Origin of the sequence: Pseudoalteromonas sp. MMG024 (assembly GCF_021654175.1) — a bacterium.
In the GTDB taxonomy this organism is placed as follows: Bacteria; Pseudomonadota; Gammaproteobacteria; order Enterobacterales; family Alteromonadaceae; genus Pseudoalteromonas.
In genome coordinates this window covers 173,007-185,540 of sequence record NZ_JAKFZO010000006.1, presented here as the reverse complement: position 1 = coordinate 185,540, position 12,534 = coordinate 173,007, and the positions used below count along the sequence as shown (strand labels likewise).

The window sequence follows — 12,534 nt, the reverse complement described above, 5'->3', positions numbered from 1 at the left end:
TAGTAAGCAGGTGAGAAAGGCAAATACTAAATGTTTGTGCAGCGTAAGGTTGGTGGTTTTCATAACAATTTAACAGGTTTTTTGTTCATTTTCTTGGGTTTCAAGCAATATGAGTAGGGTTAGATTAGCTCATAAAAGGTATCAATTTTATGACAGAAATTGAGTCGTTACTGGGATAAAGGCGTTTTAGGTTGGTGCAAGGGGGTTAATTCAGCTCATAACACAGTAAATCAAATGATTTTTAAGCCATATCAGTGCCTAGTTGATTGTACTGCAATATTTTTTTCATATCTCCCAAGTAGGGTAGCGCTGTCTTTGCAACGAGCGCTAGACAACAGAATCTCTCGGCATAAGCCTTAACCCCTGAAAGAGAATAATAATGGAAAGTAATAAACCGTCAGTTTTTAAGCGTACGCAACTTACTCTTGCTGTACTTGCTAGTTGTTTATCCTGCCAAGTAGCAGCGAACACCGTTTCTGGTCGCGTTAGCGATGCTAATCAAAAAGTGTATTTCGAAGGTGCTAAAGTCGAAATTCAAGAACTCAATAAAAGTGTTGTAACCGCGCGTGATGGTTCGTATTCGTTAACTAACTTGCCTGCGGGTGACTACACGTTGGTCATCTCGTACCTTGGTGCTTTGCCTAAAACAATCAGCGTAACAATTAACGAAAGTGGCATTGTAGAGAAAAATGTGCGCTTGTCGTCGGCTCAAACCACAATAGAAGACATGATAGTAGTTGGCACCAGAGCGGGGCAAGCCGGTGCCATTAACCGTCAAAAAAACGCATTAAGTATAAAATCGATTGTGAGCAGTGACTCTATTGGCCAATTGCCTGATCAAAACGCAGCAGAAGCACTGCAGCGTTTACCGGGTATGTTTATTCAACGCGACCAAGGTGAAGGGCGCTTTGTTGGTATACGTGGTATTGACCCGAATCTAAACAACGTAACGATTAACGGTGCAAACGTACCATCGCCAGAAGCTGGCGTGCGAAGCGTTGCGATGGATGTGATCCCAAGCGAACTAGTGCAAAGTTTAGAAGTCAGCAAAACCGTAACGCCAGATATGGACGCAAGCGCAGTAGGTGGTTCGATTGATGTTAAAAGCTTAAGTGCATTTGACAGAGAAGGGCAAAGCTACAGTGCCACGGTACAAGGGTCATACAATGAGCAAGTAAGTGAGAGCAGCCCAAAAATATCAGCAAGCTTTACTGACGTATATGAATTAGATAACGGCAATGAACTCGGTATTGCAACTGCAATAAGTTGGTTTGAACGCAAGTTTGGCTCACACAATTCAGAAGTTGATGGTGGCTGGAATGAGATGGAAGTTGAAGGCCTATCAAGTGGTGACGACATAAACTTTTTCGGCGCTGAAGAGATTGAACAACGTCATTATCTAGTAACCCGTGAACGCTTGGGCGCTGCACTTAACTTAGATTATAAAACAACGGGCAACACTGAATATTATTTACGTACTTTGTGGAGTGAATTTGCTGATGATGAATTCCGTTTACGTAATGAATATAAATTTGATAAAGGTACCGTGCTTGAAGATAGCATCAGCGACAACTCAGCTACATTTGTTGACGCAGAAATGGACCGCGATACAAAAGACCGCTATGAGACACAGCAAATTCTCTCTATGGTGTTAGGCGGCAAAAATTACCTAAACGATTGGTTTATTGAATACGATTTAGGGTATTCGAAGTCAAATGAAAAAGAACCTGATCGCATTGATGCAGACTTTGCCGGCGAAGGCTTCATTTTAGGCTATAACTCAACGAATGATGCACCTGATTTAGCTCACTCACCAAACGCGCATGATTTATCAAACTTTGAGCTTGATGAAATTGTAAGTGAAAACAATGTGTCGGAAGATGAAGCGCTAAGCGTGAAGTTTGATATCAGTAAAGATTTTGTGTGGCAAAACAACAATGCTGAGCTGAAATTTGGTGCAAAATACCAAACGCGGGAAAAATTTAACGACGTAAACGTGGTTGTTTTTGATGGCGGCTTTAACGATGCATTAGCGAGTCAATTTGCAGTGGGTGCACCAGATTATGATTTGGGCTCATTTGGACCAGGATTATCGCGCAGTGATATTGCACAATTTGTTAACGCTAATAAATCAAACTTTGATGTAAACGCCATTGATTCAAAAATTGATAGCTTTGGACAAAGCTATACCAGTGACGAAGACATTTTAGCGGCATACGGCATGATCACAATGGATATCAATGAATGGCATATTGTTGCAGGTGTGCGGTATGAAGACACGTCATTTTCAACCGCAGGTAACCGTGTTGAATTAATTGCTGATGACATTAATGACAGTGAATTTGTTGAAATTTCACCGTGGCAAGTAGCTAAAGATTACAGCCACTTTTTACCTAGTTTAAATGTTAAGTATGACGTAAACGAAAAGCTTATTACGCGTTTCGCCTACACCAATACCATTGCTCGCCCAACATTTGGCGACAGCGCTGCGTATCAATTAATTGAAACCGAAATTGTTGATGAAGATGGTGAAGCAATCACTGAGCGTAAGGCTGAGGTGGGTAACCCGGATCTAGACCCGTACGAGTCACTTAACCTTGATGCATCAATTGAATATTACCCAGGCAATATTGGTGTAATGTCGGCGGGTTTATTCTACAAAGATATTGATAACTTTATTGTAATGGCCGAAGTGCAAGACAATGGCTTGTGGAATGGTTTTGCAGAAGTAATGCAGCCAATTAATGGTGGCAGCGCGTCACTCACAGGTGTTGAATTAGCGTGGACCAAGAACTTTAATAATGGTTTGATGTTTTCAGCAAATGGTACCTTTGTTGATGCTGATGATAAGTTACCAAATCAATCTGATACCGTTGCTAATCTCATGTTTGGCTATGAAACCGCTAAAATTAGTGCACGTTTAAGCGCTAGTTACAAAAGCGAAGCGTATAAATACGAGCTTGGTGATAAAGGGGTTTACGAACAAGCTCATACCCAACTTGATTTAAGTACTAAGTACTACATTAACCAACAAACCCAAGTGTACTTTAACGCCGTGAACATTACCGACGAGCCATATTACTTGTCGCATGGTAATGAGCGTTACAGCCTACAATATGAAACATACGGACGTTCGTTCGAACTCGGATTTACTTTTACATCTTTCTAAATGAGGTGCCGCTAGCCAATCGCTAGCGGCGATTTATATGAAAAAAATAACCATTTTAACTAGTTTATTATTGGCAACGAGCGCATTGCCTACGCTTTCCAACGAGCATATCTCGTTTTTAGCATTTGGCGATGGCGGCTACCACCCAGATTATCCAAAACAAAAACACGTAACAAAGCCAAAAACTAAAGCTGAATTTATTGCTGCTGAAAAAAAAGATTGGCTAGAAGAACACCGCCCAATCGAAGAGTTTGGCCACGCGCCAATTTATGTTTATCCGGGCACCGAGATTGCCACTGAGGACACAGGAGCTGCAAGTGTTGGCAAGGCAATGGCAACGCTTTGCCAAAATGTTGCATGTCAGTTTGGTATTCAGCTGGGTGATAATATTTACCCTGATGGCGCCGATGCAAATGATGGAAAAGACGACCAGAAACGCATGAACGACCTTATTTTAGCACCGCTAAAACCTTTGTTTAAGCAACAACCTGAGTTAGTCGTGTACTCTGCATTAGGTAACCACGACTGGAAAACATCGCGCAAAGGGGTTGCATTACAAACAGCTTGGATGGCAAAACAGCCTAATTTCCACATGGATAAACAAGGGTATTACCGTTTTAAACAAGGCTCACCCGGAAATGATGTGGAATTTTTTGTGTTAGATACCAATATGCTGTTATCAGGTCAGCATTACTATGAAGTCCCACTAGCAACAGATGGCAGTGAGCAGGGGTTAGCAACGGCTCTTGCTAAAGGACAAGCAGAGGTTGAAGATATTGAAAAACACGAAGTACCGCTTAATGGTGAAGATCATAAACAGCTAGCCTGGCTGGCTAATGGCTTAAAAACCTCAAAAGCAAAATGGAAAATTGTCTATGGTCACCATATTTTATGGTCAATTGGTGGCACAAAATACGATGAAGGCCATGTATTAAGACGCTTAATTTTGCCTGAACTATGCCAATACGCAGATGCGTATATTGCAGGGCATGAACATGATTTAGAGTTATTAACGGATGATTGTTCGCGTGTTTCAACTGATAAAAAACCACCATTACCGCTTATAATTAGTGGCGCTGCGTCTAAAATGCGTGGTGTACATCGCGGACTTGCAAACTATCAAGAGCTTCAATATCAAGAATATGATCTCATTTGGAATAAGGCCTTCACTTGGGGATTTGCCCATATTGAAATTGATAATCAACAAGATGAGTTAAACGTTAACTTTTACACGACACCAACAAATAAAAGTGGTGAGTTAGTAAAAGAAAAGAGCTTTAGTTTTAAACACCGCAGTCAATAACGTGATTTTTATTAATTGTTGTTAAAACATTCTTTTTAAACTTAGTTTTGAAAAATAACCTTTAACCTTAAGTTTTAAAATTCGCTCATATCAGATCTAACGTTTCGGATATGAGCTTTATTGTGACCGACAGGTAGTTCTGAATGAGGAGTAGTTGCTGATAAAATTTTGCTCAAACCACAAGTAATAGAGTGTTATGTAGCTAACCCGTTTTTAAACTTAGTGGGTGTACAAATTAGTTCCTGAATTTTAAGTCTCACACCATCCATGATGCGCTCTGTTCATGTTTGTTACACGACAAAAATGAACCCAAACGTACCCCTAAACCAAACAATTTTTCATCTATTGCTTAAATGTGAATACAAACGCTATGATGCAACGCTTCGCAGCTTGAGCAAGTGAGATCATGGATGAATCTTAAAGCGCAACGGTTTGGTCAAAAAAAATCCGCTTTTCATAGTCTGGGCACTGAGAGGAAATAACCCTTGGATTTAATTATTTATCCGGCAGCAATGAGCGAATAGCGGTCGTTGAATAGGAATACAATATTACTAACCTTTAAATCAATTTATTTACTTAACTCACTGAATCAAATAACCTATTTTCTTAGTTCAAATGGATTCTTTTGAAGAGTATTTTTAATGGATAAATATTTAGCTGGTTGGCAAAACGATAATGAGCAATGGTGCAAAGCGAGAAAAAAGGAATGGAAGCTCATCGAGCCAGTTGTTGATTGCTATAGCCCAAGAGATAAAGAAGAGCGAGCAAAACTAAAAGACTTCTTTTTGACGGGAAACCTAGATTTTAATAATACTAATGGATATTTAACGGAAGCTTACAAAGAATATCGGAATCTTAGTTCGGAGTTTGATTGTGCTTTAGGCGGTATTCACGGAAGAGTCTTTCTATTAATGCTATTTAGCCCAATTCAAACTGAAGAGATGTATAAGTATATAATTGAGCAGGTTAAAAAGCGTAAAGACGAAATATGGCAGAAGGAGTTGAAACAAGCTAGAGAGTGTTACTTAGAATGTGCAGGAAGATATCATTCACCATTCACACCGAGGTTCAAAGATGAACTTCCTTTGGCTGGAAGAGAGCAGCTTCTTTTTAACTTTTTACATGGAAATGCATTAGAAAATGATATTCAATATGAGCTAAGTAAAGATAAAAAAAAGTATGTACAAAATATTGTAAATGACTTTCTTGTAAACTCATTTGATCTAGTAATTAGCCCCTACCCGAGTCCTAAACATTATTATAACGGGTATAGCAGTTACTTGCGCTCCATAGCTTCTTATATTATGACGGCTGATGTGATTGAAATACTTAATCCTGATTTGGCATTAACCGCATCTATATATTGTTTTAGAGATGTATTGGAAAACAAAGAGCAATATTTACCTATTAAAATAAAAGTGGCAGAAGACTTCACTGAATTTGTTGAAACCATTGAGGATTACTTGCCTGAACGAGTGACTACCATCTTTGCTAAAGCTCATAAAGACTGGAATAGCGGTCAAGGGAAGGAAGAATGGCAAAAATTGAAACAGCTAGTATGGGCAGATTGGAGTAGTCAAAAATGGGTTAATAAAAGAGATTTTGATAAATTTGGTAAACCAAAAAATGGGGATTTACAGTAGCAAAGGTATTAAAGGTTCTTTGCAGCCGAATAGGATTAAATTCTTTGAACAACATCCGACCGCTTCTGGCACAGAACCGTCCGTTGTCTCTAACTCATAATTGTCTAAATATGATTAGATAAACGTCTGTTCTTCATTTTAATTTAAGAAAAAATGTTGCATTTAAGCGGCATTAATTAGCACACATACAACTAACAAAATTTCAAAAATTGAATTTGACAAAGTAAGTTAGGCGTTTTTAATACAATGTAAATTATGTACTTGTTTTAGATAGCGCTTAGTCTTGCTGCGCATTAATAATATTTAAATTCTGTTTATCTACAAAAAAGCCGGCTTGGGTATAGGCTTTCTCTATTTCGCCTTGGTTTCGTAACATGTTTAGCCCTTTTTCAAGGGCTAGGTATGCTTGTGAGCCAAGAGGGTGATTACGGCTTATAACAAAGTGGCGACTGTCTTTCAGCTCTATTGCCACATTTGGTACAGGTACCAAATTGATTTTATCAAGCTTAAAGCTTTGGTCAGTAGTTGAATTAAATGGCATTAACATAAAGTCGACCCAGCCAGTATTGACCATACGCGCCATACTGATCCACTCGTGTTCAAAGACTAACTCTTTGAGCGGTAAATCTGAGAGCGTTTTCCAATCGGTGCGCCATTTCGGTGTTGATACCGCACTTAAACGCTTAAAATCGCTCATTTGAGTTAAACCAAGGGCTTTTTCTCGTCCTGCTTTAGTATAAACCCCAGCAATATATTCGCCTTGACGGATCACCGGTTTGCTAATGTGTAAATATTTGGCTTTAGCATGTGCATCAGATAACCAATAAGTATCGAAACTAATCAATAACTTGCCGGTTTCGAGCATGCGAGTATTGCGAAAATTTACTTTACCCGGAATGTAATTGAAACTGTGGTGAAAGCCGCCTAACTTAAGCGCCTTTTGTGCAATTATCATATCGACTACATCGCGTCGAATTGCATTTCCTTTAAAATTGGAGATTGTGGAAATGTCACGGCCATTAACAAACGTTTGATAATCCTTGTACACATCATCGCGAATATAAATATCGATGATCTGAGCAAAGGCTAAACCATGGATGAAAAGTAATAAGCTAAAAAGTACTGCGCGCATAGTCTCTCGCGGTTAGGTTAATACGCTCCTTATTTAACAAAATCCCTACACAATAAATATGGCACAAACGACGTGACAAATGAATACACCATAGGATTTATACGGTATAAATCTACTTAAGATCATTGTCGACGTGTTTTGCACCTAAAACTTATATGATTTTAGGTGCAATATATTAGAAGGTGTAAACCAGTACGCGCTAGTATTTGCGTCTTTCTAAACCGGTCTCGGCAAGGATTTTTGCCGAGATTTCTTCAACTGAAAAGTGTGTTGAACTTAAATGAGGGATTTTATTTTTCTTATAGAGCATTTCAGCTTCTCGCACCTCAAGGCGGCACTGCCTTAGCGATGCATATTTACTGTTTGCCATACGTTCGTTACGAATTGCCGCAAGGCGCTCAGGGTTTATCGTTAAACCAAACAGTTTCTTTTTGTGGTTTTTAAGCGCGTTCGGCAAACGCATCATATCCAAATCATCTTCGGTTAGTGGGTAGTTAGCTGCTTTTATGCCGTATTGAAGTGCTAAATATAAGCTGGTGGGCGTTTTACCGCTGCGACTCACACCCACCAATATAATATCGGCTTCATCATAGTCTTTTAAATTGCTGCCATCGTCGTTGGCAAGTGCGTAGTTAACGGCATCGATTCTGAAATCGTAGCTTTTTTCATGGATTGAGTGAGTTCGGTGTGTGCGTGGCACAGGTTCAACGCCAATTGTATCTTTTACTTGGCCGCTGTACGCAGTTAAAAAATCAAAGCATTGGCCTTGTGACGATAAAATGATGTCGCTCAACTGGGGATCAACAAAGGTAAAAAATACTAAAGGCTTTTCACCACTTAATTTAAACGCTTTATCTATTTGTAACTTAACTTCATATGCTTTTTGTTCAGTTTCAACAAACGGGATTGTGATGTGTTTAAATTCGACAGGAAATAACGACAAGGTAGCATGACCAAATACTTCACTGGTAATTGCGGTCCCATCGGATATATAAAATGCGCTGCGCATAATAACCTTATTTTTTTGTTGTGAGAGCGCTTATATAAGAGCAAATAATTAAACACGACACAACCTAAACTAGGCTGTATGTGTTTAATTTTATTTATACAACCTGTATCAAATATCAGGTATTCGCCAGCGCTGTACTTCGCGTGGCGAACAGATATGGAAAATGCATTTCGGTAATAGCTTTATTATAAAAATTGCAGCAATTATTAAAATAAGCGCGTGATTATTTAATTGTAAAACAGCGGCTAAGCATAGCACCGAGAGCAAAAACCATGGCAAAAACCCCATAATTCGTGATTTTTTATTAATACTGTGAATAAGGTGCGCGGGTAGATGTTGTGCGATTTGAGTTAATGCGTGATGTTTTAACCCGTAATTCATAAAACTAAGTTTATAGGCTCGATTCGCAGTTGATACCAATAATTTTGGCGAGGCATATTCACTTTCAATTGCGCTAATATCTGCGATATCAATTGCGTAGATATTAGGGCGCTTAAGTTTTGCGATTAGATCTTCTAAGCATTCTTCCTGTTGATATAATTGAGCCAGCATTTTAGTTTGATGCTTTTCAAAGCGGATAACGATGATTTGCGAATGGGTTAACCAAATTAGTACATTGTGGTTTGTATTTAACCAAGAGTGCTTAGTATAAAACCCTTTAAGCAAGATATTCGCGCGAGTTCGAACAAATATAAGCATTAGCAGCGCGTGGATAATTAAAAATACCGGCACAGTAATGATGGCGGTTTTAGATAAATAATAAACAAGATGTGATTGCGCTAGTTGATTATCGATATTGGTTTTTAAATTGTGCTGTTCGCCATTTTTTGCAATGTATACTGGAACCGACTTACCTTCGCTCAAACTTGCATACACGTGCTGATCTACATAGGCATTTTTTTTAAACAGTGCGTTATTGATTTTTACGCTGTAGGTAATTGCGAAAGCGGTATGAAGTCTTGCCCGCTGTAATAGCGTATTTAGCTTACTTGGTTTGTTATCAAGATTTACGATTGTTCCCTGCGCTAAATAGCCATTTTTTACCCAAGCAAGGGATTTTTTATGCCACTCTGCAAGGATTAAACTTATTAAAATGGTCGAGATGATAAAAGCGGCACACGATGCCAAATGCACCATACGTTTTCGATTATAAAAGTCTGCGCGTCTCATTGCATATTCCATGTTTTTCAACTGCTTGCTAATGAATTAATTGTAAGGTTTTGGTGTATTAAAACGGCGACTCCTTTGCCGAAATACACGCCAACTGAAATGTTAAACCAATTAACATATCCTGACAAGGCACTTTAATAGTTGCTGTTTACGATAAAACGTTGCTCGCAGTTACTCGCTTTAGGCGCTATTAACTGGCTCTAAAATATCAACTCTTTGCATTAGAACGTATTAATGTGTTTGTGGGGGATAAGCCAAAAATAATCGGGTTGTGGTTATAGGTGGGTCTAGTGGTTTATATACTAGTTTTGCTTCAAATTAGTTCTTTAAACACTTATTTAATATCATATTTAAAAAAATTTATTGTTATGATTTATTCTAATTTTGCTATTGGCACCGGTGTCACTAGCATAAAAATGCAGTTTTAACGCATTTAAGGTTAATTTTTACTGTTTTTCGGGTATTTGTCCTTGATTTTATCGTTTTTGCTCGCTTTACCTGCTTTGTTCATCTATGTAAAATCATGCTCGCTTTAAACGAAACCTTAATTCCTGCTACCCGTTCAAATTTATCGCAGATGTAATAGGCGTTCACATTTAGCAACTTGATGTTATCTCAACTAGGATTAGATAACACACTCTCACAACCTTTTGCTTATGGAGAATTTCCGTGCAATATATACTTTGGTATCAAGAACTTGGTATGAATGACGTACCACGTGTTGGTGGTAAAAACGCTTCCCTCGGTGAAATGATTTCTAACTTAGCAAACGCAGGCGTAACTGTGCCTGGTGGTTTTGCTACAACATCTGATGCTTTTAATGAGTTTTTAGACCAATCAGGCCTCAACGATAAAATCCATAATGTACTTGATACGCTTGATGTTGATGATGTAAACGAACTAGCACGCGTTGGCGGCGAAATTCGTCAATGGATTATCGATACACCTTTCCAAAGTAATTTAGATTCTGCTATTCGTGAAGCGTATGCAACGCTTCATGGTGATGAAAATCAAGATGTTTCGTTTGCGGTTCGCTCTTCAGCAACTGCTGAGGATATGCCAGATGCGTCTTTCGCAGGACAACAAGAGACCTTCTTAAACGTGCGAGGTATTGACGCAGTAATGGTGGCAATTAAGCACGTATTCGCATCGTTGTTTAACGACCGTGCAATTTCGTACCGTGTTCACCAAGGTTACGATCATCGTGGTGTTGCACTGTCAGCGGGTATTCAGCGCATGGTTCGTTCTGATAAAGCCTCATCAGGTGTAATGTTTAGTATTGATACCGAATCTGGTTTTGAAGATGTGGTATTTGTAACATCAAGCTATGGCCTTGGTGAAATGGTAGTGCAGGGCGCGGTTAACCCAGATGAATTTTACGTACACAAGCCAACACTTGCGGCAAATCGCCCTGCGGTTGTGCGCCGTACGCTTGGTTCAAAAGCAGTTGAGATGATCTATTCAAGCGATGAATCTCACGGTAAGCAAGTAGAAGTAGTGGATATTGAACAAACCCGCTCAAATCAATTCTCGATTACTGATGAAGAAGTAATGGAACTTGCTAAACAAGCCGTGATCATTGAAAAGCATTATGGTCGCCCGATGGATATTGAATGGGCTAAAGACGGTAATGACGGCAAGCTATATATTGTACAAGCGCGTCCTGAAACAGTGCGTTCTAACGAAGACGCCAATGTAATGGAACGTTTTCAACTAAATGGTTCATCAAACGTGTTATGCGAAGGCCGTGCGATTGGTCATAAAATTGGTAAAGGCGTAGTACGCGTACTTAACTCAATTGATGAAATGGATAAAGTACAGCAAGGTGATGTGTTAGTTACCGACATGACCGATCCTGACTGGGAGCCGATTATGAAGCGCGCTGCGGCGATTGTTACAAATCGTGGTGGCCGTACGTGTCACGCCGCAATTATTGCACGTGAGTTAGGTATTCCTGCTGTAGTCGGTTGTGGTAACGCAACTGACACCATTGAAAATAACGCAGAAGTAACAGTTTCTTGTGCTGAAGGCGACACTGGCTACATTTACCAAGGTTTACTTGATTATGAAGTGTTAACATCTCGCGTTGATGAAATGCCTGAACTGCCAATGAAAATTATGATGAATGTGGGTAATCCAGACAGAGCATTCGACTTTGCGCGATTACCACATGCAGGCATTGGTTTAGCACGTGTTGAATTTATTATTAACCGTATGATTGGTGTGCACCCAAAAGCACTGCTTAACTATGAAGCGCAGTCTGATGATGTAAAATCTGAAATTGACTTTATGATGGCAGGTTACGAAAGTCCGGTTGAATTTTATATCAGCAAACTTGTTGAAGGTATTTCAACACTAGGTGCCGCATTTGCGCCAGAGCGCGTAATTGTGCGTATGTCTGATTTCAAATCAAACGAATACGCTAATTTAGTGGGTGGTGAGCAATACGAGCCGGAAGAAGAAAACCCAATGATCGGTTTCCGAGGCGCATCACGTTATATCTCAGAAGATTTCCGCGATTGTTTCGCCCTTGAGTGTGAAGCGATTAAACGCGTTCGCAACGATATGGGCTTGACCAATGTCGAAATCATGATCCCATTTGTACGTACCTTAGAAGAAGCGGCACGCGTCATTGAGCTACTAGAAGAGCACGGCTTAAAGCGCGGTGAAAATGGCTTAAAAGTAATTATGATGTGTGAACTGCCATCTAATGCATTATTAGCAGATGAGTTCTTAGAGTATTTCGATGGTTTCTCTATCGGTTCTAATGACTTAACTCAGTTAACGCTTGGCTTAGATCGTGACTCTGGATTAATTGCTCATTTGTTTGACGAGCGTAATCCTGCGATTAAAAAGCTATTAGAAATGGCGATTCAAACAGCTAAAGCAAAAGGCAAATATGTCGGTATTTGTGGTCAGGGTCCATCAGATCACGAAGACTTTGCAGCCTGGCTTGTGGATCAAGGTATTGATTCTGTATCGTTAAACCCAGACACAGTGCTTGAAACTTGGTTATACCTAGGTGAGAAGCACGCTAAATAAATTGTATTAACCAGTTCCTTTAACTGATATGTCATCAGTATAAAGCTGACAAAACAAAAGGCGCTC

General features: G+C 39.5%; 7 protein-coding genes. 4 read left to right on the top strand and 3 right to left on the bottom strand.

What is annotated here, in order from left to right; genetic code table 11:
- The first annotated feature begins 379 nt into the window (after window positions 1–379).
- The 3 genes from L1068_RS07745 (at window position 380) to L1068_RS07735 (ending at window position 6,115) form a co-directional block, all read left to right on the top strand.
- Window positions 380–3,169 (top strand): TonB-dependent receptor, encoded by a 2,790-nt coding sequence (locus tag L1068_RS07745; protein ID WP_237129764.1) that lies wholly within the window; start codon window positions 380–382, stop codon window positions 3,167–3,169.
- Between the two features lie 37 nt (window positions 3,170–3,206).
- The gene (locus L1068_RS07740) at window positions 3,207–4,472 is read left to right on the top strand and encodes a metallophosphoesterase (RefSeq protein WP_237129763.1); all 1,266 of its coding nucleotides are present in this window, start codon (window positions 3,207–3,209) and stop codon (window positions 4,470–4,472) included.
- A gap of 641 nt (window positions 4,473–5,113) precedes the next feature.
- A complete protein-coding gene (locus L1068_RS07735; protein ID WP_237129762.1) occupies window positions 5,114–6,115 on the top strand; it encodes a hypothetical protein in 1,002 nt (333 codons plus the stop codon).
- A 277-nt stretch (window positions 6,116–6,392) separates the two neighbouring features.
- Here the strand turns inward: L1068_RS07735 and L1068_RS07730 are convergent, their stop codons facing one another.
- From L1068_RS07730 to L1068_RS07720, 3 genes are all read right to left on the bottom strand, one after another.
- A complete protein-coding gene (locus tag L1068_RS07730) occupies window positions 6,393–7,247 on the bottom strand; it encodes a hypothetical protein (RefSeq protein WP_237129761.1) in 855 nt (284 codons plus the stop codon).
- Between the two features lie 199 nt (window positions 7,248–7,446).
- Window positions 7,447–8,256, bottom strand: a complete 810-nt coding sequence (locus L1068_RS07725; protein ID WP_054979829.1) for a pyruvate, water dikinase regulatory protein — start codon at window positions 8,254–8,256, stop codon at window positions 7,447–7,449.
- 108 nt (window positions 8,257–8,364) lie between these two features.
- Window positions 8,365–9,426 carry a hypothetical protein gene (locus L1068_RS07720; protein ID WP_237129760.1) on the bottom strand — a complete coding sequence of 354 codons (1,062 nt, stop codon included), beginning with the start codon at window positions 9,424–9,426 and terminating at the stop codon, window positions 8,365–8,367.
- Window positions 9,427–10,095: 669 nt separating this feature from the next.
- On the opposite strand from L1068_RS07720, the gene ppsA reads away from it, so the two are divergent.
- Window positions 10,096–12,468 carry a phosphoenolpyruvate synthase gene (gene ppsA / locus L1068_RS07715; RefSeq protein ID WP_343221889.1) on the top strand — a complete coding sequence of 791 codons (2,373 nt, stop codon included), beginning with the start codon at window positions 10,096–10,098 and terminating at the stop codon, window positions 12,466–12,468.
- The last annotated feature ends 66 nt before the right edge of the window (window positions 12,469–12,534 follow it).

What these genes read in the sequence shown, in the direction of transcription:
- L1068_RS07725 (WP_054979829.1), bottom strand. Translation starts at nt 8,256, where the DNA reads ATGCGCAGCGCATTTTATATATCCGATGGGACCGCAATTACCAGTGAA.
- L1068_RS07740 (WP_237129763.1), top strand. Translation starts at nt 3,207, where the DNA reads ATGAAAAAAATAACCATTTTAACTAGTTTATTATTGGCAACGAGCGCA.
- L1068_RS07720 (WP_237129760.1), bottom strand. Translation starts at nt 9,426, where the DNA reads ATGAGACGCGCAGACTTTTATAATCGAAAACGTATGGTGCATTTGGCA.
- L1068_RS07730 (WP_237129761.1), bottom strand. Translation starts at nt 7,247, where the DNA reads ATGCGCGCAGTACTTTTTAGCTTATTACTTTTCATCCATGGTTTAGCC.
- L1068_RS07735 (WP_237129762.1), top strand. Translation starts at nt 5,114, where the DNA reads ATGGATAAATATTTAGCTGGTTGGCAAAACGATAATGAGCAATGGTGC.
- L1068_RS07745 (WP_237129764.1), top strand. Translation starts at nt 380, where the DNA reads ATGGAAAGTAATAAACCGTCAGTTTTTAAGCGTACGCAACTTACTCTT.